The 25429-nt window shown below is 63.2% G+C and carries 25 protein-coding genes, 1 other RNA gene and 2 pseudogenes; 14 read left to right on the forward strand and 14 right to left on the reverse strand.

The genetic code is table 11. The features are described from left to right. Together EOB49_RS37635 and EOB49_RS14960 are read right to left on the reverse strand one after the other, a co-directional pair. A pseudogene (locus EOB49_RS37635) lies at nt 1–124 on the reverse strand (short-chain dehydrogenase/reductase); the annotation flags it as partial. A gap of 129 nt (nt 125–253) precedes the next feature. Continuing rightward, nucleotides 254–1219: a D-amino acid aminotransferase gene (locus EOB49_RS14960; RefSeq protein ID WP_127381408.1), complete on the reverse strand. Its 966-nt coding sequence runs from the start codon at nt 1217–1219 to the stop codon at nt 254–256. A gap of 150 nt (nt 1220–1369) precedes the next feature. On the opposite strand from EOB49_RS14960, the gene EOB49_RS14965 reads away from it, so the two are divergent. Further along, nucleotides 1370–1873 carry a hypothetical protein gene (locus EOB49_RS14965; RefSeq protein ID WP_127381409.1) on the forward strand — a complete coding sequence of 168 codons (504 nt, stop codon included), beginning with the start codon at nt 1370–1372 and terminating at the stop codon, nt 1871–1873. Between the two features lie 6 nt (nt 1874–1879). Here the strand turns inward: EOB49_RS14965 and EOB49_RS14970 are convergent, their stop codons facing one another. Together EOB49_RS14970 and tsaA are read right to left on the reverse strand one after the other, a co-directional pair. Then, entirely contained in the window at nt 1880–2194 is a 315-nt protein-coding gene (locus EOB49_RS14970) for a DUF2293 domain-containing protein (protein ID WP_127381410.1), read from the reverse strand. Beyond that, nucleotides 2191–2730 carry a tRNA (N6-threonylcarbamoyladenosine(37)-N6)-methyltransferase TrmO gene (tsaA, locus tag EOB49_RS14975; RefSeq protein WP_127381411.1) on the reverse strand — a complete coding sequence of 180 codons (540 nt, stop codon included), beginning with the start codon at nt 2728–2730 and terminating at the stop codon, nt 2191–2193. The genes EOB49_RS14970 and tsaA overlap by 4 nt, the downstream gene beginning before the upstream one ends. A gap of 122 nt (nt 2731–2852) precedes the next feature. On the opposite strand from tsaA, the gene EOB49_RS14980 reads away from it, so the two are divergent. Next, nucleotides 2853–3860: a metalloregulator ArsR/SmtB family transcription factor gene (locus EOB49_RS14980; protein WP_127381412.1), complete on the forward strand. Its 1008-nt coding sequence runs from the start codon at nt 2853–2855 to the stop codon at nt 3858–3860. Next, nucleotides 3860–4777, forward strand: coding sequence for a methylenetetrahydrofolate reductase [NAD(P)H] (metF, locus tag EOB49_RS14985; RefSeq protein WP_127331126.1), 918 nt, complete (start codon nt 3860–3862; stop codon nt 4775–4777). The genes EOB49_RS14980 and metF overlap by 1 nt, the downstream gene beginning before the upstream one ends. Before the next feature lie 473 nt (nt 4778–5250). Here the strand turns inward: metF and EOB49_RS14990 are convergent, their stop codons facing one another. Continuing rightward, the gene (locus EOB49_RS14990) at nt 5251–6168 is read right to left on the reverse strand and encodes a DMT family transporter (RefSeq protein WP_127381413.1); all 918 of its coding nucleotides are present in this window, start codon (nt 6166–6168) and stop codon (nt 5251–5253) included. A 200-nt stretch (nt 6169–6368) separates the two neighbouring features. Here EOB49_RS14990 and EOB49_RS14995 point away from each other — a divergent pair, with 200 nt between their 5' ends. Next, entirely contained in the window at nt 6369–7589 is a 1221-nt protein-coding gene (locus EOB49_RS14995) for an alanine racemase (RefSeq protein WP_013530936.1), read from the forward strand. A gap of 102 nt (nt 7590–7691) precedes the next feature. Here EOB49_RS14995 and EOB49_RS15000 read toward each other — a convergent pair whose 3' ends face one another. Continuing rightward, nucleotides 7692–8873, reverse strand: a complete 1182-nt coding sequence (locus EOB49_RS15000; RefSeq protein ID WP_127381414.1) for a lytic murein transglycosylase — start codon at nt 8871–8873, stop codon at nt 7692–7694. Nucleotides 8874–9171: 298 nt separating this feature from the next. Beyond that, nucleotides 9172–9972: a GH25 family lysozyme gene (locus tag EOB49_RS15005; RefSeq protein WP_127381415.1), complete on the reverse strand. Its 801-nt coding sequence runs from the start codon at nt 9970–9972 to the stop codon at nt 9172–9174. Between the two features lie 228 nt (nt 9973–10200). On the opposite strand from EOB49_RS15005, the gene EOB49_RS15010 reads away from it, so the two are divergent. After that, nucleotides 10201–11580 (forward strand): serine hydrolase, encoded by a 1380-nt coding sequence (locus EOB49_RS15010; protein ID WP_127381416.1) that lies wholly within the window; start codon nt 10201–10203, stop codon nt 11578–11580. A gap of 17 nt (nt 11581–11597) precedes the next feature. Here EOB49_RS15010 and EOB49_RS15015 read toward each other — a convergent pair whose 3' ends face one another. From EOB49_RS15015 to EOB49_RS37645, 6 genes and pseudogenes are all read right to left on the reverse strand, one after another. After that, nucleotides 11598–11906 (reverse strand): HigA family addiction module antitoxin, encoded by a 309-nt coding sequence (locus tag EOB49_RS15015; RefSeq protein WP_127321777.1) that lies wholly within the window; start codon nt 11904–11906, stop codon nt 11598–11600. 9 nt (nt 11907–11915) lie between these two features. Continuing rightward, nucleotides 11916–12212: a type II toxin-antitoxin system RelE/ParE family toxin gene (locus EOB49_RS15020; protein ID WP_127381417.1), complete on the reverse strand. Its 297-nt coding sequence runs from the start codon at nt 12210–12212 to the stop codon at nt 11916–11918. 110 nt (nt 12213–12322) lie between these two features. Next, complete coding sequence (locus EOB49_RS15025; RefSeq protein WP_127381418.1) at nt 12323–12988, reverse strand: class I SAM-dependent methyltransferase; 666 nt, start codon at nt 12986–12988, stop codon at nt 12323–12325. Then, nucleotides 12985–14283 carry a DUF3419 family protein gene (locus tag EOB49_RS15030; RefSeq protein ID WP_127381419.1) on the reverse strand — a complete coding sequence of 433 codons (1299 nt, stop codon included), beginning with the start codon at nt 14281–14283 and terminating at the stop codon, nt 12985–12987. The genes EOB49_RS15025 and EOB49_RS15030 overlap by 4 nt, the downstream gene beginning before the upstream one ends. 31 nt (nt 14284–14314) lie before the next feature. Further along, nucleotides 14315–16036, reverse strand: a complete 1722-nt coding sequence (locus EOB49_RS37640) for a hydantoinase B/oxoprolinase family protein (protein ID WP_245472712.1) — start codon at nt 16034–16036, stop codon at nt 14315–14317. A gap of 127 nt (nt 16037–16163) precedes the next feature. Next, nucleotides 16164–18272: pseudogene (locus EOB49_RS37645) on the reverse strand (hydantoinase/oxoprolinase family protein); the annotation flags it as partial. A gap of 194 nt (nt 18273–18466) precedes the next feature. On the opposite strand from EOB49_RS37645, the gene EOB49_RS15040 reads away from it, so the two are divergent. The 7 genes from EOB49_RS15040 (at nt 18467) to EOB49_RS15070 (ending at nt 22505) form a co-directional block, all read left to right on the forward strand. After that, nucleotides 18467–18727 carry a hypothetical protein gene (locus EOB49_RS15040; RefSeq protein WP_081734943.1) on the forward strand — a complete coding sequence of 87 codons (261 nt, stop codon included), beginning with the start codon at nt 18467–18469 and terminating at the stop codon, nt 18725–18727. 163 nt (nt 18728–18890) lie between these two features. Next, a complete protein-coding gene (locus EOB49_RS15045) occupies nt 18891–19610 on the forward strand; it encodes a DnaJ family molecular chaperone (protein WP_127268668.1) in 720 nt (239 codons plus the stop codon). Then, nucleotides 19607–20362 carry an N-acetylmuramoyl-L-alanine amidase gene (locus EOB49_RS15050; RefSeq protein WP_127381420.1) on the forward strand — a complete coding sequence of 252 codons (756 nt, stop codon included), beginning with the start codon at nt 19607–19609 and terminating at the stop codon, nt 20360–20362. Before EOB49_RS15045 ends, EOB49_RS15050 begins: the two co-directional genes overlap by 4 nt. Before the next feature lie 209 nt (nt 20363–20571). Beyond that, nucleotides 20572–21297 (forward strand): lytic transglycosylase domain-containing protein, encoded by a 726-nt coding sequence (locus tag EOB49_RS15055; protein WP_127268666.1) that lies wholly within the window; start codon nt 20572–20574, stop codon nt 21295–21297. Between the two features lie 50 nt (nt 21298–21347). After that, nucleotides 21348–21757, forward strand: an RNA gene (gene rnpB, locus EOB49_RS15060) — RNase P RNA component class A. Nucleotides 21758–21930: 173 nt separating this feature from the next. Beyond that, complete coding sequence (locus tag EOB49_RS15065; protein ID WP_027034949.1) at nt 21931–22206, forward strand: type II toxin-antitoxin system ParD family antitoxin; 276 nt, start codon at nt 21931–21933, stop codon at nt 22204–22206. After that, complete coding sequence (locus tag EOB49_RS15070) at nt 22203–22505, forward strand: type II toxin-antitoxin system RelE/ParE family toxin (protein ID WP_127381421.1); 303 nt, start codon at nt 22203–22205, stop codon at nt 22503–22505. Before EOB49_RS15065 ends, EOB49_RS15070 begins: the two co-directional genes overlap by 4 nt. 9 nt (nt 22506–22514) lie before the next feature. Here EOB49_RS15070 and EOB49_RS15075 read toward each other — a convergent pair whose 3' ends face one another. Next, nucleotides 22515–23630 carry a cystathionine gamma-lyase gene (locus EOB49_RS15075; protein ID WP_127381422.1) on the reverse strand — a complete coding sequence of 372 codons (1116 nt, stop codon included), beginning with the start codon at nt 23628–23630 and terminating at the stop codon, nt 22515–22517. A 410-nt stretch (nt 23631–24040) separates the two neighbouring features. Here EOB49_RS15075 and mraZ point away from each other — a divergent pair, with 410 nt between their 5' ends. Continuing rightward, nucleotides 24041–24499, forward strand: a complete 459-nt coding sequence (gene mraZ / locus EOB49_RS15080) for a division/cell wall cluster transcriptional repressor MraZ (protein ID WP_127381423.1) — start codon at nt 24041–24043, stop codon at nt 24497–24499. Continuing rightward, nucleotides 24496–25429, forward strand: a 934-nt coding sequence (gene rsmH, locus EOB49_RS15085) for a 16S rRNA (cytosine(1402)-N(4))-methyltransferase RsmH (RefSeq protein ID WP_245472714.1), incomplete at its 3' end; no start/stop codon positions are given. The genes mraZ and rsmH, both read left to right, overlap by 4 nt.

Raw genomic sequence — 25429 nt, forward strand, 5'->3', positions numbered from 1 at the left:
CGGCGAGCGTGCCGGCATCGCGGGCGGTCGCCGCGACGCTGTCGCCGCGTGCGAGTGCGGCCTCGGCCCAGACGCGGCCAAAGCCCTTCGACGATCCGGTGATGAACCAAACCTTTGATGTCATGATCTTGGAGTCCTTGCCCCTGCGGGCGTGATTTCGGGTGAAAGCGGAGGCTTCTCCGCTTTCGGGCATATACGGTCCATCCTCTGATTTTCCAGAGGCGACGGGAATCTTTTGAAAAAGACGCCTGAATTATCGGGGATAATTCACCTGAGACGACCAGGCCGGGTCATCGTGCTTTTGCCAGTAGCGCGCCATCAGCCGGCTGGTGATCGGTCCGACCTTGCCGTTGGCGATTGCCGCGCCGTCGATCTCGGTCACCGGCATGATGCCGCCCGCGGTCGAGGTGATGAATACCTCGTCGGCCTCGCGCAATGCCGTGACGCTGACATCGGCCGCGGTGGCGGCAAGACCTTGTTCTGCGCACAGGTCAAAGACAGTGCGGCGGGTGATGCCGGGCAGCACGCCAATGGAAGGCGTCGACAGCTTGCCGTCCCTGACGCAGAAGACGTTGAAGCCCGGACCCTCGGCGACATTGCCGTTGAAGTCGAGGATCAACGCGGTCTCGGCGCCGCGATCATAGGCATCGTAGAGGCCGCGCACCAGATCGAGCCAGTGGTAGTTCTTGATCGCCGGGTCGATCGAGGCCGGCGGAATGCGCATCTTGTCGCTGATGGCGACACGCAGGCCGCGCTGCAACTGCTCGGCATTGGCGACCGAGCCGAACGGCACGGCGAACGCCATGAAGCGGTTGACCGCCTGGCGCGGGTCGCGGCTGAAAGTCGGCGAGGCGCCGCGCGTGCACAGCATCTCGACATAGGCGGCGCGATGACCCGACAGCGCCACGCAATTGTGCAGGATTTCGGCCACGCCTTTGCGGTCGAAGGGAATGATCATGCGCAGTTTTTCCAGCCCGCCGAAGAAGCGCTCGAGATGCAAGTCGAGGCGGAAGAAGCGGCCATTCCAGACATGCACGGTGTCGTAGGTGGCGTCGGAATGCAGAAAACCCCAGTCCAGCACCGAGATCTTGGCCTGCGACATCGGCAGGTATTGGCCATCGAGGAAGGCGACGCCCTCGGGATAGGAGTGCGGGTCGACATGGCGGTCGCCAACCACGGGCAGTTGCTTCTCGTCCTGTGTTGCCATCGTCCGGCTCATCGGGGCCTCCTGTCACGCAGGCGAGAGGCTAGCGGCGCTGGGCAGAAGGCATAGAGCCACCCGCCCGGCGCTGTTCGGCCTCCATGACGATCTGGCCGATACATTCGATCGCGATTGCCCTATCGTTCCGGGTCTGAACGGGAGGGGAAAATGGGCAGGTTTGGGGCCGTCACAGCGGCAATGATGATGTTCGCCGCTGCGGGCGACGCCCGCGCCCAGTGCGCGCGCGAAGGCGAGGAATTGTGCCAGAGCAGCCAGACCTATCGCTGCGAGAAAACCGGCGGCGAATTGGCACCGATCTTCCAGAACCTGCCTTGTGCGGTGAACGTGCCGTCGCTGAGCGGCACCTGGGTAGGCAATGGCCACCAGAGCCCGGCGGGTGACGCCGGCGCCGACTGGGCGATCGCCATGACGATCAATGATGGCAGCGCGTCGATCGATTATCCGTCGCTCGGCTGCGGCGGATCGCTGTCGCAGACATCAAGGGACGACATTTCGGCGGAATACCACGAGAGCATCACCTACGGTCGGGACAAATGCATCGACGGAGGCAACATCACCGTCAGGTTTTACAAGGGCAATCTGTCCTGGATTTGGGTCGGCCACGCCGATGGCCAGCCCTACAATGCGGTCGCCGTGCTAAAGCGGAAGTAGCCGTGGTCATTCCTCCTCGTCGTCGGCGTCGAGCAGGCGGGTTGCGCGCCAGCGGGTGAGCACGATGTTGGTCTGCTCGATGACGAAGAAACGCGCCGAGTCGCGGTCATAGCCTTCGCTCAGCAGTCTTTCGTATTCGGTGTGCATGTGGCGGATATGGGCAATCGTTGCCAGCCATACGGCGATGCCCGGCGGCAAGGTCTTCATGTGGACCGCGCCGGCGTCGGTGCGGATCTTCTCCATGTCGGCATAGGGAGCCAGCGGCAGAAGAGCGGTCAGCGCCTTGGCGATGGCGCGGCGGCGGCCGGTCGGCGCTGTCATCGCCGGGTCCGATCGGGCTCGTCGCGCCCTTCGATGGTCGCCTCGGCAATAGCGTCGGTCGAGGCGAAATAAGGTTTGATGTCGATGACCGGCGTGCCGTCGAGCACGTCAATGGCGTCGAGATCGATGCGGCCGGTGCGTTGGTCGAGCGCGACGAGCCTGGCGATGTGCAGCCCGATGGGGTTGGGGCGGGCAGGGGAGCGCAGCGAAAATACGCCTTTCGCTTCAACGGCATGGCGCGGTTTCTGCACAATCAGGTCCCGCGGCGCATGATGCAGCCAGGATAGGATGATGACGTGGCTGGCGCGCTCCAGCCCCTGCAGGCCACTTCGGTAAGCTGCGTCGACGGTCAGCACCGCGTTCTGCCCGGTCTCGCGCGCGGCGCGCATGTTCTTCGGGCAGGTTTCGCGCGTCGTCCATGGCGAGGCAATGCGGCCGATGAAGACGATCCCGCCATCAGGCGGCATCAAGGCCGGATCGTTCTCCAGCCTCTGCTCGCCTTCGCGCGCCTCGAACATCTCACGCGTTTCAGTCATGGTCCACGTCTCTTAAAGCGCCACACAAACGGCATTTTCTTGTCCGCAAGCGACATTGCGCTTGCAAGGTCTCGAAAATCGACATAAACATATGTTTATATCTTTTCAAAGAGAATACGCTGATGCATGTCTCGCTCGACACTATGGTGGATACGTTAAAGGCGGCGGCCGAATCCAGCCGATTGCGCATACTGGCACTTCTGTCGCGCGGTGACCTCACCGTTTCCGATCTTACCGAAATTCTCGGCCAGTCGCAGCCGCGCGTTTCGCGGCACCTGAAGCTGCTTCTGGAGGCCGGACTGATCGGCCGCTACCAGGAAGGGTCGTGGGCCTTCTTCCGCCTGTCGGATGCGGATTCCGCGCGGGACTTCGTCATGGGGCTGGTTTCCGGCATTCGCGGCGCCGATCCGCAGGTCGAACGCGATCTTGAGCGCCTGGCCTCGGTCAAGCGCAAGCGGCAGGACCGGGCGGTCGAGTATTTTTCCGTGAATGCGGCGAGCTGGGACCATATCCGCTCGCTGCATGTACCGGACCGCGCCGTCGAGGCCGCAATGCTGAAGCTGGTCGGTAAGCGGCCGTTCCAGTCGATGCTCGATCTCGGCACCGGCACCGGGCGGCTGCTCGAAATCTTCTCGCCGCTCTATCGGCGCGGTGTCGGCATCGACATGTCGCGCGAGATGCTGACCGTGGCACGCGCCAATCTCGACAAGGCCGGCGTTTCGAATGCGCAGGTTCGGCAGGGCGACATCTTCGCACCGCCGGTCGAGCGCGATGCCTTCGATCTCGTCACCATCCATCAGGTGCTGCACTATCTCGACGATCCCGCCCGTGCCATCCACGAGGCGGCGCGGCTTTTGCGTCCGGCCGGACGCCTGGTCATCGTCGATTTCGCGCCGCATGCGCTGGAATTCCTGCGTGAGGAGCACGCGCATATGCGGCTCGGCTTTTCCGACCGGCAGATCGCCGACTGGTTTTCGGAAGCCGGCCTCGATCTTGAAGACAGTCAGGAATTCGAGCCGCGCGGCGGCAACGAGGCCAGGCTCACCGTAAAACTCTGGCTTGGCCGCGACCGGCGCCTCTTGATCGCCGATCCTTCCAACGACACAAGGCAGATAAGGGAAACCGCCTGATGAACCAGTTCCGCTTTTCCCGCCGCCCCGACATTGGCGACAAGGTCAGGGTTTCCTTCGAATTCTTCCCGCCGAAGACCGACGAGATGGAAGCGAGGCTGTGGGAGACGGTGACAAGGCTGGAGCCGCTGAAGCCGAAATTCGTCTCGGTGACCTACGGCGCCGGCGGCTCGACGCGAGAGCGCACCGCGCGCACTGTAAAGCGCATCCTGACGGAAACCGCCATTCCTGCCGCGGCGCATCTGACCTGCGTCGGTGCAACACGCGACGAGGTCGACGCGGTCATCCAGGATTATAAATCGATCGGTATCAACCGGTTCGTGGCGCTGCGCGGCGACCCGGCCTCCGGCGTCGGCGGACCGTATCGGCCGCATCCCGGTGGATACGAGAACGGCGCGGAGCTGGTCGCCGGGCTCAAGGCGATTGCTGATTTCGACATCTCCGTCGCGGCTTATCCGGAAAAACATCCGCAAAGCCCCGATTTCGCCACCGACATCGAGATGCTGAAGCGCAAAGTCGACAATGGCGCGACGCGTGCCATCACGCAGTTCTTTTTCGACAACGATCTCTACGAGCGCTATGTCGAGCGCGTCCGCCGCGCCGGCATCTACATCCCGATCGTGCCGGGTATCCAGCCGGTTCACAGTTTCAAGCAGGTCGCGAACTTTTCCGCGAGGGCGGGCGCGCATGTGCCCGGCTGGCTGGCGGAGCGTTTCGAAGGCCTCGACCGGGACCCGCAGACGCATGCGCTGGTGGCGTCGGCGGTGGCGGCCGAACAGGTGATGGACCTGGTCGAGCGCGGTGTCGGCGATTTCCACTTCTACACCATGAACCGCGCCGATCTGGTCTTTGCCATCTGTCATATGATCGGCATCCGCTCGCACGAGGCGGCGGCCGCCGGATCAGCTGCGGCATGAGAGTGGGTTGAACGACAAAAGGCCGGGAAAAACCCGGCCTTTTGAATTGGTTGGACTATTTGGGTGCTGGTCTTCCCCGCTTTGGCGGTCAGGGAAGGAAGCCCATAATAAGGGCTCCGATAAAGGCGAACGCAGCACAGATCATCAATGCGTTGATAGGCCTCGTAAGTCCCATGACATAGCCTCCTCTTAAAGAGCTATGTCACGGAGTCTAGGTTCATTTGTGCCACAGGCAAGCGGAAAATGTGCTGCATTGCGACGTGATTGTGAAATCCGCGACATGTCTTTTGCCGTTAGGCTTTGAAACTCCTAGGCAAAAACCGGCTTCAGGCCTGTGAATAAAATGTGGCCGACTCGTGTCGCTGCCGTGTCATGGCAGCGCTACCGCTGCGAAAGTCGATTCGACTTTCGCGATGCGGGGGGCAATTGGGTGGTTAGAGCATCCTTTGCGCGTCCAGTGGACGCGCGGCGCTCTAACGTCGGCCGAACAGCCGCCCGTCAATGGTGACGAGGCCGAGCGCGATCAGCACCACGCCGCCGATTTCGAACAGCTCCAGCCGCTCGCCAAGGAACAGGAAGCCGAGCAGCATCGCGCTGGCCGGTACGACAAGCGTGACCAGCGAAGCGTTGGTCACGCCGGCCGAAGCGACGAGGTCGAAATAGAGGATGTAGGCGAAGGCGGTGGACAGAAGCGCCAGCGCCAGCACCGCCGCCCAGACCGGCGGCGAGGCCGAAAACAATCCGGATGGACCGTGGGTAAAGAGCACGATCGGGATCATGATGATGGTCGATGCCGTCAACTGTCCGGTGGCGATGACCGGCGAGGGCACGCCCCTGAAGCGGCGGGCGACCATCAGCGCGACGGCATAGGACAGCGAAGCCCCGATCAGCGCGAATTTGGCCCAGACCGGGCCGCCGAGCCCGGCAAGCAGGCCGGGGCCGATCATGACAGCCGTGCCGGCGATGCCGAGCGCAATGCCGGCGAGCTTGTTCCAGGACAGCTTTTCGTCCGATGTCAGCGCGTTGGCGAGGATCAACGTCCAGAACGGCGTTGTCGCGTTGAGCACCGAGGCGATGCCGGCTCCGAGCTCCGTCTGGCCGGCGAAGATCAGCGAGAAGGGCACGACATTGTTGGTGAGCGCCAGCAGGAAGAACAGGCCGGCATGCGGAAGCGCGAGGCGAAAGGACGGGCCCCGCAGACCGAGATAGATCTGCAGCGCAATCGCGGCAATGGCGACGCGAAACAGCACCAGCACCAGCGGGGGGAGTTCCGCCACCGCGATGCGCGCGAAGAAGAACGAGCCGCCCCAGATCGCGCCGAGCAGCAGGAGTTGCCCCCAATCCTTGAGCACCATCGGTCCGCGTGGTGCGGATGTCGCGGCCATTGCCATGTGAGTCGCCCTCCCAGACGTATGCCAGTCAGGCAGAAGCCATATCCGGTTCGGAGACAAGGGCCACCCGAAACGTGATTGATGGCAAACGCCTGCCGCCAAGACCTAGCGCCCCAGCGTCAGCCGTACGAGACACAGAATTGTTTTCATTAGCCGCTAGCTTGGATTAATTGTGCGCAGGCTAGATCAAGGATTCGTCGATGCAGCGATTCGAGAATGCCCGCGAGGCGGCACTGGCGCTTCGCCCGGACGATCCGGTCTATTGCTTCCGCCCGCAGGTGCTGATGGCGGATGCCAGGCAGTTCATGGGCATGTTCCCGGGCAAGACCGCCTATGCGGTCAAGACCAATGGCGAGCAGATCGTGCTGAAGACCCTGGTCGAAGCCGGCGTCAAGGCTTTCGACGTCGCTTCGCCGGGCGAGTTCGCTGCCGTGCGTGCCGTCTCTCCCGATGCCGAGATGCTCTACATGCATCCAGTCAAGGCGCAGTCGGACATCAAGCTGGCGCTGGAGAAATACGCCATCCGCGTCATTTCGCTGGATCACGAGGACGAGATCACCAAGCTGACGCGAGTGGTGCGGGCACTCGACATCGACCCGGGCTCGATCAGCGTGTTCGTGCGGGTGCAGACCAAGGGCCATGCCGCCTACGAACTGTCGAAGAAATTCGGCGCCGGGCCGGCCTATGCCGTCGAACTGGCCGAGCGGCTGAACCGCACCGGCTACAAGGTTGGCCTGTGTTTCCATGTCGGCAGTCAGATCGAGGATCCCGACACCTATGAGCGGGCACTGGCTTCCGCCGATTGGGTGCGCAACCGGCTGACCTTCGATATTGCCGGGCTCGACGTCGGCGGCGGTTTCCCCGCCGAATACGGCCATGACCCCAACCGCAAGCAGATCGAGATGCCGTCGCTCGGCCAGATCATGTCGCGGCTTTCGGGCGATCTGAAAGAGTATCAGTTCGACCAGATGCCGCTGGTGGCCGAGCCGGGCCGCGTGATCGTGGCGCGCTGCCTGTCGCTGATCGTGCGGGTGCTGCTGCGCAAGGGCAAGCGGCTCTACATCAATGACGGCATCTGGGCGTCGCTGTCGGATTCATGGACCGGAAAGATCACGCTGCCGGCGCGCTTCATTCCCGATCCTGCGATCCGCTCGCGCAATGGCGAGGAGAAGAACATCGTGCCGTTCAAGGTCTGCGGCGCGACCTGCGATTCCGTCGACATCCTGTCGCGGCCGTTCTGGCTGCCGGAAACGGTCGATACCGGCGACTGGATCGAGATCGGCCATATCGGCGCCTATTCGCTCTCGCTGCGGACCCGCTTCAACGGCTTTTACCCCGACACCTTCGTCGAGGTGACGACGCCGTTCGACGAGGGCGACGCGCCGCAGGGGTTTGCCAGTTTGGAGACAATGGCGGATTAGCGAATAGGGAATAGCCAGTAGCGAATAGGGAAGATTTGCAGAGACAGCAGCAAGGAAGGACTACCTTCTATTCGCTATTCGCTATTCGCTATTCGCTATTCGCTAAAGCTTTGCCAAAAGCTCCGGCGTCGGCCAGCCATCCACCGGCAAGCCTAGCCGCATCTGCTCCTTGCGGATCGCCTCGCGGGTGTTGGTACCCAAAATGCCATCGACAGTGCCGACATCGTAGCCCCTGGCTTCCAGCTTGGTCTGCAGCGCCTTCATCTGCTCGTTGTTGAGGCCGGTCTCGGGATTGCGCGGATCGAACTGTTTTTCTCCCGCCAACCTGGCGGCGAGGTTGGCCGCGGTCAGCGCATAGGTGAAGGACTGGTTCCACTCGAGATAGACGTCGAAATTGTCATAAGCGAGGAAGGCGGGCCCCTTACGGCCCATGGGCAGCGCCAAGCCTGCCTTGAGGCCGTTGTCGACCAGCGGCGCGCCGCTGGGGTAGGTGACGCCCCATTGCGCCCACTGCGACAGCGGCAGCTTGTTGGTGCGACCGGTCTGGTCCCACGGCATGTCTTCGGGCACGCGGACTTCCTGGATCCAGGGCTGGTCGCGTTTCCAGCCGCGCGACAGCACTTTGTTGGCGGTGGTCATGATCACATCGGGCACGCTGCCGCGCAGGTCGATCTTGCCGTCGCCGTCGCCGTCGACGCCGCGTGCCAGATAATCTGAGGGCAGGATCTGCGTCTGGCCGATCTCGCCGGCCCAGGCGCCCCTGACATCGGCCGGCAGCACGCCGCGATCGATCAATTGCAGAAGCGGTATCAACTGAGGCCGAAACAGTTGCGGGCGGCGGCAATCATGCGACAGCGTCACCAGGGCGCTCAGCGTGTGGAAGTCGCCCTGCACGGCGCCGAAATCGGTCTCCAGCGCCCAGAAGGCGGCGATGATCGGCGCCTGAACGCCGAACTGCTGGTCGGCGCGGGCGAAGACATCCGCGTATTTCTTCATGTTCGCCGCACCTTGCTTCAGGCGATAGGCCGAGATCATGCGGTTGGAAAACTCGACAAAGGTTTGGGTGAAGACGCCCTGGGCGCGGTCGCGTGCCAACACCTTGTCGTCGAAGGTTGCCGCTTCAAGGGCGTCGAGACCGGCAGTGCCGACGCCGGCCGCCTTGGCTTCCGCGGCGACGCCCTGCTTCCACGTCTCGAAGTCGCCGCCGCATTCCTGCGCCATCGCCGGCAAGGCCGTGGCACACAGGGTCAGCGCAGCCGCGAGGACTTTGGAACGCAGTCGCATCAGCTTCCTCTCGAAACGAATAGCGGGCAGTTGTTGTGCTCCCCCGGAGGCCCAACGCCCTGAATTGCCGGCGGTTGCACTTTTCACCGCTGGCTGTGTCGAAAAGCAGGCGGCAGGCCCGGTGTCAACGGTTCTTGTGCCGCAGCCCCTTATTCCGCCGGCTTCTCTGCCGTTGCACCGGTGTCAACAGTGTTCTGCGGAGCTTCTTATCTCGGACGGACTCGCTGCCGTTGCACCGGTTCAACGGAAGCTCTGCTGGAGTGATTTGATCCATGGCGGTGCTGCCGTTGAACCGGTGTCAACGGGTGTTCTGCCGCAGCCACTTGTTCCAGGTGGCTTCACTGCCGTTGAAGACGTTGATGTCGGCCTTGCCGGTCATGCCCGGAATGATCCCGGTTCCTGTGTACTGCCAGAATGTGAAGGGGTGGCTGCCGTATTTCTCACGTGGATGGCCGGCGACAGAACGCAGCCAGTACGGATAGCCGCGAAACCCCGCCAGGCCGTTGTCGTCGAAGAAGTCGACCGAGGTGTAGATGATCGGCTTCTTGCCGTAGTGGCGTTCGACGATCTCGAGGAAGGTGGCCATCTCCGCGCGCACCGTGGCGGCGTCGGGACGCAGCCTGCAGGTCGGCGATTGTGGGTTCCATTCCATGTCGAGGACCGGCGGCATCGCCGAGCGATCGACGGGGACGTTGCGGATGAACCAGCGCGCCTGCACGGCAGCCGGGGTGCAGAAATAGTAGAAGTGATAGGCGGCGCGGGGAACGCCCGTAGCTTTGGTCCGGGTCCAATGCTCGTTGAAGTATTCATCGAAGCGATCGCCGCCCTCGGTCGCCTTGATGAAGGCGAAGGAGATGCCGCTGGCCTTGGCCGCCTTCCAGTCGACCGAGGTCTGGTATTTGGAAACATCGGTGCCGTGGACGGCATAGTTCCACGGCGCGCCGCTCTCCCATTCATGCGGCTTGGAATCGGCAAAGCGCGGCGCCCGGACAGTGACCGTCGGGCTGCTCGACGCCGACGGCGACAGTGGCGAGAGATCGTCTACTGTCGAGCACGCGCCAAGCAGCGCTAGCATAATGAGGCCCGCAAGACGGCGCATCGCAATTCCCGAGCCGGATTCAGCCGGTCGCTGATGGGTCTATACCTGATGGCCGGCTTGTGATTGGGCCCCCTCCGAGCGATCGCCCCACAGCATCGCTCAGCATATCCTGTGATCGCCGATCATGGTTGATAATCCGTTGATGGCGCTCGACAAGCATTGTGATTTGCGGAAGCAATGGCGGCAAATCGATGACATAAGGGCTCGCGCAGGGCCCGGAGGAAATAAATGCGGATCGTCGTCAAGATCGTCAGATGGCTGCTTGGTCTGATCGTGCTGGCGGTCGCCGCGCTGTTTGCGTGGCTATACATCGCGCCGCCCGAATTGATCCGCGTCGGTTCCGGCTATTCGGCCAAGATCGTCTGCTCGAATGTCTTCATCGCCGGCCGGGACGCCAATGAGGTGCTGGCCGTCGACGTGCAGGCGCCAGGGCATCCCCTGCTGCGGTTAATGCGTGTTTCGGTGGACAAGAACAGGGGAACGGTGTCTGCCGGCCTGTTCGGGTTCCTCGGCAAGAGCGTCGCTGTCGCCCGCGACGGGCTGGGCTGCGCTTCGGTTCCGGACGGCGATGTCGGCAAGGCGCGGCGGACCGCGATCCAGGCGGAGCCGTCGGCGGCCACCATGGGCGACCTGTGGCCGGAAGGCGAGCGGGTTGAGGCATCGCAGGATCCGGTCGTTGCCAAGCTGCTGGACGATGCGGCGCTGACCGGCACCGGCATGCGGGCGGTGGTGGTGGTCAAGAATGGCCGCGTCGTCGCCGAGCGCTACGGCGCGGGCTTTTCCGCCAAGACGCCGCTGCTCGGCTGGTCGATGACGAAGACGGTGAATGCCGCCATCGTCGGTACGTTGGTCAAGGACGGCAAGATGGCTTTCGACGACAAAAACCTGTTTGCGCCGTGGAAGGCGGACGGCCGCGCCGCCATCAGCCTTGCCGAGATGATGGCGATGTCGAGCGGGCTGGAGTTCAACGAGGATTATGGTGACGTCGCCGACGTCACGCGCATGCTCTATCTCGAACCTGACATGGCGGGCTTTGCCGAATCAAAGCCGCTGGCGGCCGAGGTCGGCAAGGTGTTTTCCTATTCGAGCGGTACGGCGGTGATGCTGTCGCGGCTCTGGCAGGACGCGATCGGCGACAAGGCCAAGGCGCTGACATGGCCGCGCACGGCCCTGTTCGAGGCGCTTGGCATGCATAGCGCGGTGCTAGAGACCGACGAGCAGGGCACTTTCGTCGGCTCGTCCTATCTCTACGCAACCGCGCATGACTGGGCGCGCTTCGGCCAGTTCCTGCTGCAGGGCGGGGTGTGGAACGGCAACCAGATCCTGCCAACCGGTTTCGTCGACTGGATGCGCGAGCCGGCATCCGCCTCGAAGGTTTATGGCAAGGGTCAGTTGTGGATCGAGGCCCCGGGCGATGAGGAAAGCCCCGGCGCCGGCGTCGCGGCAGGCCTGCCCAAGGACACGTACTGGATGGAAGGCCATGACGGGCAGACGGTTGCCATCATTCCCTCGGAGCAGTTGGTGGTGGTGCGGCTGGGGCTGACGCCGGCCAAACTCGGCTACCGGCCGCAGACGATGGTGGGGGCGCTGATCAAGGCGCTGCATTAGCGCGGCGCAAACTCTTGCTATGCAGCTGTCGCCAATGGCTTGGCGCGGTCAACTCGCGCCCGCTCGTCGGGCGAGTTCATGACCTGCCAAAGATCGCTGCGGCGCTGGACGTTCAACCAGAAGTCCGGGCTGTTGCCGAACACCCGCGCCAGAATAAGCGCGGTCGCCGCCGTCACGTTGCGGCGGTCGTTGCACAATTCGTTCACATGCTTGCGCTGGACCCCCATCGCCTCGGCCAAAGCCGCCTGCGTCAGGCCAAGCGGCTGCATGAATTCTTCCGTGAGAATTTCGCCAACCGTTGCCGGCTTGCGTGTGGTCATCAACATGTTCTCACCTCATCTATGGCTGTGGTCGTCGAGATAGATGTCCGACGCCTCACCGCGGCCGCCGTCCCAGCGGAAGATCAGCCGCCATTGCTTGTTGACGCGTATTGAATGGAAGCCTTCGAGAATGCCGCGCAGCTTCTCGAAATGATTGCTGGGCGGCACACGCAAATCCTGATCGATCATCGCGTCGTCAATCATCTGGAGCTTGCGGAACAAACGGCTTTCGAGATCGGACGGAATGTTGCGAGAATGGGTGTCTTCCACGAAGAAGGCCCGCAGCCATTCATCCCTGAAGCCGATGATCACCACATGCTTCCATGCATGTGAGATAGTGTACCGCTCTCGGGGTCATAAGGCAACGTTGATCCAACGGATCGTGGCTGCTTCGCCTTTATGTGCCTTTCCCACGGCAATATTCAGGAAGTGATCTTGATAACCGCCAGCCAGGCATAGCCGCGATAAAGCGTACGGAAACGGAAGCTTGCGCTGGTTCGCCGAGATTCCGATTCCAGCACTTCGCGCAACGATTCACGCGGCGCGACGTGGAATTTTTTCAGCCAGCCGCGCAGCATGGTCCGGAACCAGCCGGGCAGGCCTTCCTGCTGGCCGAAATCGATGATGTGCAGCGAACCGTTCGGCGACAGGGCGGCAAGCGCTGCCGACACAGTTTTTTCCCAACCGGGGATCATCGACAGCGAATAGGACACGAAGACACGGTCGAAGCGTTCGACACCGAAGAGTGCACGGGCATCGAAATCGGTGGCATCGCCCCTTGCCAGCACGACGCGGCCGGACAGGCCCTCACGGTCGATCGCCTTTCCGGCCGTCTCCAGCATTTCGGCCGAGATATCGAGGCCGTAGAAGCGGGCATCGGGATAGCGGCGGGCAGCCAGGATGATGTTGCGGCCGGTGCCGCAGCCGAGCTCCAGCACGGTACCACCGACAGGCACGTCGAGCCCCGAGATCATTAGGTCGCGGCCGAGCAGGTAGTATTTGCGGGTCAGGTCATAGATGTGGCGCTGCCAGCGGTAGACGCCGTCCATCAATTCGGCATGGTTGGCAGGCAGCTCGGTGGCGCTCATGCCGCGCGCTTCACGTAGAGGTGGAAGCCACCATAGATGGCCGAGCGGTCGCGGGCTGAAAATTCGCGCGAAGCCTGGTCCCGATAATCCCACTGGTCGAGCAGCGAGCTGGAGACACGGCCCGGCAACAGGCTGGGTTCGGCGGCGGTGCGGAAGATGACGCGGGCGCCGGCCGATGCGGTGCGAGTGATTTCCGCCCACAGCGCGTTGAGCTGATCATCGGTCATCCAGTCCTGCGCATCGAGCAGGATGAAGCGGTCGACGGAGCCTGCATCCTTGCCGGCGAGGAATTCGATCAGATTGGCGTGGTGGATGGCGACGCGGCCGACATTGCCGCGGATGGTCTCGTAATTCTGTTTTTCGAGATAGGCGGGCAGGGCGGCCTCGCCGGGGTTCGGATAGCGCCGGGCGAAGGCCTGCCAGGCGAAGTAGTTGTTCTCAAGCGGAAAATCGCAAGCGAGTTTTTCCAGCCGGGCTTTCAGCACGCTGGCCATGGTGCCGTCGCCAGAAGTGATCAGCGAATCGTACTGCGCCGGCGGAATGCCGAGGCCGAACAGCGAAGCCTTGCGCGATGTCGCCCATTTCAAAAGCTTGTTGTCGAAGACCGGCGCCAACTCTTCGTTGAAGAAGCGGCGCTGCTCGCCGATGTTCCTGGCCTGCATGATGCCGGCAGGGTCGACGCCGAAGAATTTTCCCGTGCGATGGCCCATGGCGATGAACAGGCCGAGCAGGCCGGTCTGGTAGAAATTGCGGTCGAACACAGTGATGCGACGGCGGCCGCGCCAGTTGCGGCGCTCCCAATAGTGACGGCTGACAGGATCGAGATGCGGCGCGATGAAACGGTCATACGCTTTCGAATTATGGCTGGTGTCGGCGGCGCCGAAGAAGCGGAACAGGTCGCCCTGCGATGGCAGGCGGCGCACCGCCTCCAGCTTCATGCGGTTCAGCGCGATGTGCGCGGTGTTGAGGTCGACGGCGTCGACCCGGGCCGGCGAGCGGGTGAGATAGGCCAGGATGTTGCAGCCGCCGGAGGCGATGGTGACGACGCGGTGGCCCTGGCCAAGCTGCATCGCCTCCATGTCGACATCGGGGTCTTCCCAGATCTGCGGATAGACGAGGCCGGAGAACAGGAAGGCGAACAGCCGCTCCGAAATGCCGGCCTTCGACAGCGGCCGGTTCTGGTAGACGGCCTTTCCAACTTCCTTGCCGCGGCGAAAAACCAGGTCTGCGGAAACGTCCGTCATGGCAAGATGATTCCCCATTTGCTTTGCCGCAAGCGGGTAGCGCAGGGGCATGACAGCCCGGTGACAGCCTGTTGACGCCTTCTTACAGCTTGCCAAATCCCCCCGGCGTCGGTGTCGTCAGGATGACGGCTTCTCCGGCCTGCAGCACGGTCTGGTCGCAGGCTTTCAGCAGGTCGATCGTGCCGTCCTTGCGGCGGACCTTGGTCGAGCCGACCTCGCCATCGCCGCCACCGTCCAGCCCTTGCGGGGGCCGATTGCGGTGCGAGGACAGGATCGCGCATTCCATCTTCTCGAGGAAGCGGATGGTGCGCCTGGTGCCGTCGCCGGCGCTCCATTTGCCCTTGCCGCCGGATCCTTCCCGAATGTGGAAATCCTCGAGCAGAACGGGAAAGCGCAGCTCCAGCACTTCCGGATCGGTGAGGCGCGAATTGGTCATGTGGGTGTGGACGCCGGAGGTGCCGGCAAAGCCGCGGCCGGAATTCATCTGGCCGGCCGGCGAGCCGGAGCAGATCGTCTCGTAATACTGGTATGTCTTGTTGCCGAAGGTCAGGTTGTTCATCGTGCCTTGCGCGTTGGCCATGGCGCCCATGGCGCCGAACAGCGCGTTGGTGACATGCTGCGAGGTCTCGACATTGCCGGCGACGACGGCGGCGGGGTAGGCGGGTTTCAGCATGCAGCCGTCGGGAATGATGATGTTGATGGGCCGCAGGCACCCGGCATTCATCGGGATCATGTCCTCGACCATGACGCGGAAAGCATAGAGCACGGCCGCTCGGGCGACGGGTTCCGGCGCGTTGAAATTGTTCTTCATGACCGGTGATGTGCCGGTGAAGTCAACGGTCGCCTCGCGCTTTTGCCGGTCGACCGTGATCTTCACCTTGATGATTTGGCCGGTGTCGGTCGGGTATTCGTACTGCGAACTGTCGGGCAGCCGCTCCAGCACGCGGCGCACGCTTTCGGCCGCATTGTCCTGGACATGGCCCATATAGGCCTCGACGACATCGAGGCCGAAATGCGCGACCATCTTGCGCAGTTCCGCGACGCCCTTTTCGTTGGCGGCGATCTGCGCCTTGAGGTCGGCGATGTTCTGGTGCGGATTGCGGGCTGGATAGCGGTGGTCGGTGAGCAGCGTTTCCAGCTCCTTCTCGCGGAATTTTCCGCGGTCGACGATGCGGAAATTGTCGAACAGCACGCCTTCCTCGTCGACCGTGGTGGCGAGCGGCGTCATCGAGCCGGGTGCCGTGCCGCCGATATCGGCATGATGGCCGCGCGAGGCGGCCCAGAACAGGATTTCCTCCCCACTCGAGGGGGAGGTGGCGGCGAAGCCGCCGGAGGGGGTCGGATCGACCGGGTTCGACGCTCTTGCGGTGCCTTCTGAGAGGACCCCACCCGGCCGCTGCGCGGCCACCCTCCCCTCGAGGGGGAGGGAAAACACCGGCGTCACCACGGTGATGTCGGGCAGATGCGTGCCGCCATTGTAGGGCGCGTTGAGGGCAAAGACGTCGCCGGGGTGGATGTCGCCGGAATTCAGCCGGATGATGGTTTCGACCGAGCGGTCCATCGAGCCCAGATGCACCGGCATGTGCGGCGCATTGGCGACCAGCGCGCCATGGCGATCGAAGACGGCGCAGGAAAAATCCAGCCTTTCCTTGATGTTGACGGAATAGGCGGTGTTCTGCAGCGTCACGCCCATCTGCTCGGCGATCGACATGAAGAGGTTGTTGAAGACCTCCAGCATGACCGGATCGGCCTCCGTGCCGAGCGCTGCCTGCCGGCGCTTTTTCTCGACACGGCGCAGGAGCACATGGTTCCTGGCGGTGATTTCGGCCAGCCAGCCCGGCTCGATGACGATCGTCTGGTTCCTGGTTCGGCTCGATAATCAAGGCAGGTCCGGCAACCCTGTTTCCCGGCTTCAGCGCTTCGCGGCGGAAGATGGGTGAAGTGCGCCACTCTCCCTCGGTGAAGATTTCGCGGGTTTGCGAAGGGCTTACGGCAAGGTCTTCGGTTCGCGATTCAGTTTCGTCGCGCCCGGTGACGCCGGTGTCCGTGCCTTCGACGCCGACGGTCTCGACGATCATCGGCTTGTCGTCATAGACGAAACCGAACTGCGCCTTGTGGGCGATTTCAAAATCGCGCCTGGCCTGGAAAATCGAATCCGCCTCGAAATTCACCGGGAGTGTCGTGTCGGTGCCGTCATAGCGAATGTGCAGCACCGGCTTCGTGGCGACCGTATCCTCGCCGATGCCTTGCGCCGCGAGTTCGGCGACAACGGCTCTTCTCAAAATGGCAATGAGGTTGCCGATCTCCGTTCTGGACTCTTCGGCAAGCGGTTTCAGCAGCGCCTGCTGGCGCGAGGCAAAGACCGAGGATAGACCGATGCCATAGGCCGACAGCAGGCCAGAGAAGGGATGGATCAGCACCGCCTCCATGCCGAGCGCGTCGGCGACCAGGCAAGCGTGCTGGCCGCCGGCACCACCGAAGCAGTTCAGGAGATACTCGGTGACGTCGTAGCCGCGCTGGACAGAGATCTTCTTGATGGCATTGGCCATGTTCTCCACGGCGATGGTGACGAACCCTTCGGCGACAGTCTCGGGCGACCGGCCATCGCCGATTTCGGCGGCGAGTGCTGCAAATTTTGCTCGCACCTTCTCGACATCGAGCGGCTGGTCCTGGCCGGGCCCAAAAATCGCCGGGAAGAAATCGGGCTGCAGCTTGCCCAGCATGACGTTGGCGTCGGTGACGGCGAGCGGGCCGCCGCGCCGGTAGGCTGCCGGGCCGGGATTGGCGCCAGCCGAGTCAGGTCCGGCGCGAAAACGGCCAGCCTCGTAATGCAGGATAGAGCCACCGCCGGCGGCGACGGTATGGATGCGCATCATCGGGGCGCGGATGCGCACGCCGGCGACCTCGGTGTCGAAGGCGCGTTCGTATTCGCCGTCATAGTGGGCGACGTCGGTGGAGGTGCCGCCCATATCGAAGCCGATGACCTTATCGAAGCCGGCGAGCCTGGCTGTCTCGACCATGCCGACGACGCCGCCGGCCGGTCCTGACAGCAGCGCATCCTTGCCCTGGAACATGTCGGCGGCGGTGAGACCGCCCGACGACATCATGAACATGAGGCGAGGGCTTTCCCTCCCCCTCGAGGGGAGGGTGGCGGCAAAGCCGCCGGGTGGGGTCGGATCGACCGGGCTCGACGTCGTGGCGGTGCCTTCTGAGAGGACCCCCTCTGGCCGCTTTGTCGACTGCCCTTCGCTATGGCTTCGGGCGTTCGTCGCTGAAAAAGCCAAATCGTTGGCTTTTTCTCGGCCTTCGGCCCATCGTTCCTCACCCCCCTCGAGGGGGGAGAGGACGCCGAGCTCTTGGCCAACCCTTTGCACATAGCGTGACAGGATCGGCGACAGATATGCATCGACCACCGCGGTGTCGCCGCGGCCGACCAGCTTGATCAGCGGCGAGACCTCATGGCTGACGGAGACCTGGCTGAAACCAAGTTTGCGGCAGACTTTTGCCACCGCCTTCTCGTGGTCGGGGTATTTCCAGGCGTGCATGAAGACAATGGCGACCGCATCGATGCCATCGGCCCTGGCCTGTTCGATCGCCGGCCGGCAGGCGGCGATGTCGAGCAATTGTTCGACGCGGCCATCGGCGCGCACACGCTCGTTGATTTCGATGACGCGCTCGTAGAGCTGTTCGGGAAGGATGATCTCCTTGGCGAAGATGTCCGGACGCGCCTGGTAGGCGATCTTCAGCGCGTCGCGAAAGCCCTTGGTGATAAGCAAAAGCACGCGGTCGCCCTTGCGCTCCAGCAGCGCATTGGTTGCAACCGTGGTGCCCATCTTGATGTCGCCGATCAGGCCGCTCGGGATCGTGTCGCCGGCCGACAAGCCAAGAAGGTCGCGAATGCCCTGGATGGCAGCATCGTTGTAGGCTTCGGGATTTTCGGAGAGAAGCTTGCGCGGGTGCAGCCCGCCTTCCGGATCTCGGCCGATGATATCGGTGAATGTGCCGCCGCGGTCGATCCAGAAATCCCATTTTTCCGTCATGACAGCCCCTGGCGCTTTTACGTTCGATCGGTGGTTCGGCACATGCTGTTAGTTCGCCACGGCCTGAGCGGCAATCGCAAATGAACCAGACGATGTTACATGTCGAAACGCAACGTTACGAAACTCATGGCCGTCTGACGCATTTGTCCTTCGACCGCTCACGGCAACGTGAGCGTGTGTTGAAGGAGAGACAAATGAAAAAGCTCATTCTCGCGTCCGTTTCCGCTCTGGCCTTGCTTGGCGTCGCCGCCTGCAGTGACAGCGGTACGGACAATACCACCACCCAGAGCACCAATCCGCCGGCCGCCGAGGAACCGATGAAGCCGGCTACTCCGGAAGCCACGCCGCCGGCCGCGACGCCTCCGGCAACGGATAATTCTACCACGAAGAGCATCACACCCGAGAAGCCTGCCGAGCCGGCTCCGGCAACACCAGCTCCTGCGCCCGCGCAGTAGTGAGCAAGCAGTACTTCGTGTGATGAATGAGAAAGGCCGGCTCGCGCTGGCCTTTTTCATACTGTCCGAGCGCCGTGGCGTTCGAGTCCGATCGATTTGTCGCGCAAAGCTGCGGCACTGTCCCGGCTTGATAGGAGCGGGCGGTGGCTCTAAGAAGCAGGCCATGTCCATTTGGGATCGCCTCGGCGAATTCATCACCCGCGTTTCATCCTCAGCCTCGTCGGGTGTCGCCGACGTGGTCGAGGCCGTGCGCACGGTTTTCGCCGGCGATGCGGATTTGCGCCGGCGTGTCGCCTTTTCGGTGGCGATGATCGCGCTGTCGGCCAAGATGGCCAAGGCCGATGGTATCGTCACCCAGGACGAGGTGCGCGCCTTCCAGGAAATATTCGAAGTGCCGCCGAAGGAGACGCGCAATGTGGCGCGTCTGTTCGATCTCGCCCAGCGCGACGTGGCCGGTTTCGAGACCTATGCCGAGCGGATGGCGCAGATGTGCGGTTCCGGGCATTCCAATTGTGTGATGCTGGAAGACATACTCGACGGTCTGTTCCACATCGCCAAGGCCGACGGGCTGGTGCACGAGCGCGAAGGCCATTTCCTGCACCGCATCGCCGAGATTTTCCGCATCGACGAAGCGCATTACGAAACCATCATGGCGCGACATGTCAACCTGGGCGCCGGGGATCCCTATGTCGTGCTTGGCATCGAGCGCGGCAAGCCGTTCGAAGAGGTCAGGAAGCGCTATCGCAAGCTGGTTTCCGACAATCATCCGGACCGGCTGATTGCGCGCGGCCTGCCTCAGGAATTCATCAAGATCGCGACCACCAGGGTGGCGGCGATCAACGTTGCCTACGAGATGATCGAGCGGGGCCTGCGCCACGCATGAGCGGCTTTCTGCCCGACGAGCCACGTGCCGAAGTCAGGGTATCGCCGAATTTCGGCCCGCGGCGCGAGACGCCCAGGCCTGACATGATCGTGCTGCACTACACCGGTATGGCGACCGGCGCCGGGGCCGAGGCCTGGCTTTGCGATCCGGCCAGCGAGGTTTCGTCGCATTATCTCGTCCACGAGAATGGCCATATCGTGCAGATGGTCAGGGAAAGCGACCGCGCCTGGCATGCCGGCAAGAGTTCGTGGTTCGGACGGGCCGACATCAATTCCTGTTCGGTCGGCATAGAGATCGTCAATCCGGGGCATTCGCTGGGCTATCCCGGTTTCCCCCGGCGGCAGATCGATGCGGTGATCGGGCTGTGCCGTGGGATCTCCGGTCGGCATTCGATCGCCGCCGAGCGGGTACTCGCGCATTCCGATGTTGCGCCGGGGCGCAAGATCGATCCCGGCGAGAAGTTTCCGTGGCGGCCGCTGTTCGAGGCCGGTGTCGGCCATCTCGTGGCGGCCGCGCCCGTCAGGCGAGGCGCCACTCTGACAACCGGCGATACCGGCGGCGACGTCGAAGCGTTGCAGTCGATGCTGGCCCTCTACGGCTATGGCGTTGAAATATCCGGCGTTTTCGACCGGCATACGGAGGCGGTGGTCGAGGCCTTCCAGCGCCATTTCCGGCCGCGCAAGGTGGACGGCGTTGCCGACGGCTCGACGCTGCGGACGCTGCAAAGGCTGCTTGCTTCCATGAGGCGCTGACCCCCGGGAGAGCCTCTCCCAAGCAATTCTTTCCAATCCTAAGTTACAAGCTGTCACTCAAAGTGACTTGCCTGGCCTTGTTTGACACCAATTCGGGCGTCAAACGGCTGACGTGTAGATGTCGGACCCCAAGCCCCCCGGGTTGTTCCGACGTTGGTTAGGCGTTGCTGCGTGAACATCTTCGCGCGGTTCAGACAGAACAGGATCACATGCAGAAATTTACCGTTTTAACGGCAGCTCTTGCTGCCGGCGTAATGACTTTTGCCTTCAGTGCCGCAGATGCCGCGCCCCTCAGCCCGCGAGCCGATCAAGGGCCTGTCGTGGCATCCGCGAAAAGCGGCAAGGCCCCACAGGCCAGAAGCGGCAAGGCAGGCCACGACGCCAAGGCGACGAAGCGGGCTTCCGCGAAAATGGAAAAAGCAAGCTGGTCCAAGCCGAAGAAGTCCGCCAGAAAGCAGACGAAGCGTGGCCGAAAAACCGTCGACATGACGGCAACGGCGTCGATCGGTGTCCGGAACGCGGCAGCCTCGGCGGCCGCGGTGGCCAGCAGCGGTCAGTATTCCGCTATCGTTGCCCGCTATGCGGCGATCGAAGGCGTTCCGGTATCGCTCGCCTCGGCGGTTATCCAGATCGAAAGCAACTACCGGCCCAACATCGTTGGCGGCGCCGGCGAGATCGGCTTGATGCAGATCAAGCCGGCCACGGCTCGGATGATGGGCTATAGCGGCTCCGCCAAGGGCCTGTTCGATCCCGACACCAACATCAAGTACGGCATGAAATACCTTGCCATGGCGCGCAGCCTCGGCGGCGGCACGACCTGCGGCACCATTCTGAAATACAATGCCGGCCACGCCGCAACGCGGATGAACCCGGTGTCGGCCGCCTATTGCGGCAAGGTCAAGGTGCAGATGGCTGCGCTTGGATCGCCCGCATAAGTCTGCTTTTTCGTTTGCGTTTTCGGGCGCGAACCCCTTTATACGCTCTGCCAGCTGGCTGGGCGGCCGCACCCGCAAACGCCGAAAGGTCGTGGGTGAGGAAAGTCCGGGCTCCATGGAAACACGGTGCCGGTTAATGGCCGGCGGGGGCGACCCCAGGGAAAGTGCCACAGAAAGCAAACCGCCACGATCCGGCTTGCCGGATTCGGGGTAAGGGTGAAAGGGTGGGGTAAGAGCCCACCGCGCGACTGGCAACAGGAGCGGCACGGTAAACCCCACCGGGAGCAAGACCGAATAGGGACGGTGCGAGGGGAAACCCTCGAGGGCTGTTTCCGGCTCACCGTCCGGGTAGGTTGCGTGAGGCACATGGCAACATGCGCCCAAGATGAATGGCCGCCACGTTCTCGCCCCGCAAGGGGCGAGGGCCATACAGAACCCGGCTTACAGGCCAGCTGGCAACTCTCTCCCCCGATATCAAGAGAAGTCTCTTGAATTCAGCAGGTTGCGCCCTCGGGCGCGCCTGTTGATTCAAGCCTGCCCGGCCGTTCATCCGTGCGAGCGAGAGTCGGCCATTGCTTGAAACCGGTGCGATTAAATCGTACCATGATCGGGAAATGGTACCGGGAGCCTCTCATGGGACAGGTCGACAAACGCAGCATCACGCTGTCGCCGGAACTGGCGCAGGCGGTGGATGATGTCGTCGCCGCCGGCGAATATGCCTCCGCCAGCGAAGTGATCCGCGATGCGCTGCGGCAATGGAAGGATCGGCGCGATCTCTTCGGCTATACGCTCGATGAGTTGCGCAAGCTGGTGCAGGAAGGGATAGACAGCGGGCCGGGACGATTTGCGTCGATGGATGAAATCAAGGCCGAGGCGCGGAGGCGCTTGCGATCTGACGACGCAGCATGAATTCGCTATTCATCGTCCGGAACGCGCGCGCAGAAGACGATTTGATCGCGATCTGGCTTCACGTTGCACGCGATAGCGAGGTCGCAGCGGATAGGTTGCTCGATCGCATCGAGGCACGGTGGCAGCAACTGGAGACCTATCCCTTCTCCGGCGCGCCGCGCGATGACATCGCGCCCGGCGTCCGTCATCTGCTCGTTGGCGACTATCTCACCTTGTATCGTGTAGGTGACGACGCGATCGAGATCATTCGTGTACTGCACGGCTATCGCAAAATAGAAGCCGACGATCTCGGCCCGTGATCGGTCCGGTCAGCCGCCGATCTTGTCCAGCGACGTCTCGATTGCCTTCCAGAGCTCTTCCACCGGCTCGCAGCCGACCGAGAGGCGAACGAAGCCGGCGGCAACGGCATCGCCTCGCTTCAAGCGCCGCTCGGCGGAGGTGTGGACGCCGCCGAAGGATGTCGCGGCCTGCATCAAGGCGCAATTGTTGATGAAATCCTCGGCCTTGTCCTCCGAGGCGAGCTCGAAAGAGATCAGAAAGCCGAAGCGCTCCATCTGGGCACGGGCAAGGTTGTGCGACGGATCGCCTTCCAGTCCGGGATAACGGAGGCCGCTGATTGCCCGGTGGCCCTGCAGCCGCCGCGCGATGACTTCCGCCGAGGAACACATGCGATCGAAGCGCACATCCAGTGTCTCCAGGCCGCGATGCACCAGCCAGGCTTCGAATGGTCCGGGAATGCTGCCGGAAACTTCGCGCCAGCCGGTCACGGCGGCGATGATCTCGGCATTGCGGCTGGCGACATGGCCGAACAGCACATCTGAATGGCCGTTGGGTGCCTTGGTGTCGGCGGCAACGACGATATCGGCGCCATGGTCGAGCGGCCGCTGGCCGAAGGGTGTCATAGTCGTGTTGTCGACCACAAGGATCGCGCCGGCTTTGTGAACAGCATCGGCAACGGCGGCGATATCGCAGATATCCAGCCCCGGATTGGCAGGGGTTTCGACAAAGGCGAGGCGATGGCCATCGAAGCCGCCGTCGAGGAAGGTCGAGGTAGGCCTGACATCGTAGGCGATGCCGAGCGGCTTGAGGAAGCGATCGGCCAGCGCTCTTGTCGTGTGGTAGCCGTCCGATGGCAGCAGGATACGGTCGCCAGTCTTGAGCACGGCAAAAAACGCCGCCGAGATTGCCGCCATTCCTGAAGGGAAGGCGACGCAAGGCGCGTCCTCCAGATGGGCCAGCATATGTTCGACCGCGTCCCAGGTCGGGTTGCTGAATCGCCCGTACTGGTTGAAACCGGTGGCGTCGCCGGGCGCATGAAAGATGGCGGCCATGGTCAGTGGCAGGGGAATGGAATCGCCCATGGCAAGCCCGCTGCGACGCAGGTGAGGAAGCGCTGCAGCGCGTGACTTTGCAGTTTCGGACATCGAATTTCCAACCCTGTTTGCGACCGACGAGATGTGGCGAGACGCTATGCCCGGCAACGGCGCTCGGCAAGGCGCGTCCGGTTGGGCCAGGCGGCTCTAAACGGTTCGTTAGGCTTAATAGACCATAAAGACGAGACGTGTCGGCGAGGCTGCTCTCATTGGTCGCGGCGCGCGTGTTTGTGAAGCCTAATCCCGTTGACGCCCATAGTGCCCCATGATATCCCATCTAGACATCAAAGCCTTCGTTCCGTGTCAGGGTAAAGCGTACGCCAATCGGGCAGCCGCGGCGGCTGCGCGTTTGCCGGTTTTTGCCCGTGCGGACGAGGCTGATACGGGGCAGGGAGCGCGCTGCGGCGGCGCGTGCGACAAGATGGAGAGGGGTGCGGCGGCGCAAGCGGCTGTAGCGTTTAATGGACCGGTTTCTGTCAAACACGGTGAGCAGGATCGATGCGAAGGGACGGGTGTCCGTTCCCGCGCATTTCCGTGCGGTCGTGCAGAAGCGCGGCTATTCGGAACTCTATGCGCTGCGCTGCCTGGATCTGCCGGCGATGGATGTCGGCGGGCTCGATCTGCTCGACCGCTACGAGGAGCGCATCGCGCTCGAGGATCCTTTCCTGCAGACGGCGGACGACATGTCGTTCTTCTGCCATGGCGACGGAACCTTCTTGAAACTCGACCAGGACGGCCGCATCACGATGAGCGATTTCCTTCGCGAACACACCGGCATTTCGGCGGAAGTGGCCTTTGTCGGGCGCGGCAATTTCTTTCAGATCTGGGAGCCGGGACGGCTTGCCGCCTATGGGGCGCAGGCGCGGGCACGGCTTTTGCAGCTTCGGCAGGGGACGAAGCCTGGGGAGCGACCGGAATGACGGCAGGCCACGGCGATGACCTTCCTCGCGCCGTAGATGGGCACGCCGTTGGCGGATCGGCCCGCCACATTCCGGTCCTCCTTGCCGAGGTGCTCGAAGCGCTGGCGCCGGCGCAGGGCGACCTCATCATCGACGGCACGTTCGGCGCCGGCGGCTACACCAGGGCCATTCTGGCGACGGGCGCCTCGGTTGTGGCGATCGATCGCGATCCGGATGCAATCGATGCCGGGCGCGATCTGGAAGCGCAGTCCGGCGGCCGGCTGCGGCTGGTGCAGGCGCCGTTCTCGACGCTGGACGAACATGTCGAGAGCGCCGACGGGATCGTGCTCGACATCGGTGTGTCCTCGATGCAGCTCGACCAGGCGGAGCGCGGGTTTTCGTTCCGCGCCGACGGGCCACTCGACATGCGCATGGCTCAATCGGGCCTCAGCGCCGCGGACGTCGTCAATTCCTTCAAGCCGGGCGATCTTGCCCGCATCTTCGGCTTCCTCGGCGAGGAGCGTCATGCCGGGCGCATCGCCCGCATGATCGAGGCTCGCCGCGAAAAGCGCCCGTTCGAGCGCACGCTGGAACTGGCCGACGCCATCGAGACGCATATCGGCCGTGCGCCGAAGGACAAGATCCATCCGGCGACGCGCGTCTTCCAGGCGCTGCGCATCTTCGTCAATGACGAGCTTGGTGAACTGGCCAAGGCCCTGTTCGCGGCCGAACGCGCACTGAAGCCGGGCGGACGGCTCGCCGTGGTCACCTTTCATTCGCTGGAAGACCGCATCGTCAAGCGTTTCATCGCCGACCGGGCCGACGTCGCGACCGGCTCGCGGCATTTACCCGAGGCGCATGCCCGCACCGCGACGTTCCGCAAGGCGGGCGGCGGCGTGACTGCCGGCGACGCCGAGGTGGCGGCCAATCCGCGCGCCCGTTCGGCCAGGC

Origin of the sequence: Mesorhizobium sp. M7A.F.Ca.MR.148.00.0.0 (assembly GCF_003997735.1) — a bacterium.
GTDB lineage: Bacteria > Pseudomonadota > Alphaproteobacteria > Rhizobiales > Rhizobiaceae > Mesorhizobium.

Coding starts and splice junctions, on each gene's coding strand:
- EOB49_RS15045 (WP_127268668.1), top strand. CDS start 18,891: ATGTCCATTTGGGATCGCCTCGGCGAATTCATCACCCGCGTTTCATCC.
- EOB49_RS15010 (WP_127381416.1), top strand. CDS start 10,201: ATGCGGATCGTCGTCAAGATCGTCAGATGGCTGCTTGGTCTGATCGTG.
- EOB49_RS14970 (WP_127381410.1), bottom strand. CDS start 2,194: ATGACAGCGCCGACCGGCCGCCGCCGCGCCATCGCCAAGGCGCTGACC.
- metF (WP_127331126.1), top strand. CDS start 3,860: ATGAACCAGTTCCGCTTTTCCCGCCGCCCCGACATTGGCGACAAGGTC.
- EOB49_RS15055 (WP_127268666.1), top strand. CDS start 20,572: ATGCAGAAATTTACCGTTTTAACGGCAGCTCTTGCTGCCGGCGTAATG.
- EOB49_RS15070 (WP_127381421.1), top strand. CDS start 22,203: ATGAATTCGCTATTCATCGTCCGGAACGCGCGCGCAGAAGACGATTTG.
- EOB49_RS15040 (WP_081734943.1), top strand. CDS start 18,467: ATGAAAAAGCTCATTCTCGCGTCCGTTTCCGCTCTGGCCTTGCTTGGC.
- EOB49_RS15000 (WP_127381414.1), bottom strand. CDS start 8,873: ATGCGACTGCGTTCCAAAGTCCTCGCGGCTGCGCTGACCCTGTGTGCC.
- tsaA (WP_127381411.1), bottom strand. CDS start 2,730: ATGACTGAAACGCGTGAGATGTTCGAGGCGCGCGAAGGCGAGCAGAGG.
- EOB49_RS15005 (WP_127381415.1), bottom strand. CDS start 9,972: ATGCGCCGTCTTGCGGGCCTCATTATGCTAGCGCTGCTTGGCGCGTGC.
- EOB49_RS15065 (WP_027034949.1), top strand. CDS start 21,931: ATGGGACAGGTCGACAAACGCAGCATCACGCTGTCGCCGGAACTGGCG.
- EOB49_RS14965 (WP_127381409.1), top strand. CDS start 1,370: ATGGGCAGGTTTGGGGCCGTCACAGCGGCAATGATGATGTTCGCCGCT.
- EOB49_RS14960 (WP_127381408.1), bottom strand. CDS start 1,219: ATGAGCCGGACGATGGCAACACAGGACGAGAAGCAACTGCCCGTGGTT.
- EOB49_RS14995 (WP_013530936.1), top strand. CDS start 6,369: ATGCAGCGATTCGAGAATGCCCGCGAGGCGGCACTGGCGCTTCGCCCG.
- EOB49_RS15075 (WP_127381422.1), bottom strand. CDS start 23,630: ATGTCCGAAACTGCAAAGTCACGCGCTGCAGCGCTTCCTCACCTGCGT.
- EOB49_RS14990 (WP_127381413.1), bottom strand. CDS start 6,168: ATGGCAATGGCCGCGACATCCGCACCACGCGGACCGATGGTGCTCAAG.
- EOB49_RS15030 (WP_127381419.1), bottom strand. CDS start 14,283: ATGCCCCTGCGCTACCCGCTTGCGGCAAAGCAAATGGGGAATCATCTT.
- EOB49_RS15025 (WP_127381418.1), bottom strand. CDS start 12,988: ATGAGCGCCACCGAGCTGCCTGCCAACCATGCCGAATTGATGGACGGC.
- mraZ (WP_127381423.1), top strand. CDS start 24,041: ATGGACCGGTTTCTGTCAAACACGGTGAGCAGGATCGATGCGAAGGGA.
- EOB49_RS15015 (WP_127321777.1), bottom strand. CDS start 11,906: ATGTTGATGACCACACGCAAGCCGGCAACGGTTGGCGAAATTCTCACG.
- EOB49_RS14980 (WP_127381412.1), top strand. CDS start 2,853: ATGCATGTCTCGCTCGACACTATGGTGGATACGTTAAAGGCGGCGGCC.
- EOB49_RS15050 (WP_127381420.1), top strand. CDS start 19,607: ATGAGCGGCTTTCTGCCCGACGAGCCACGTGCCGAAGTCAGGGTATCG.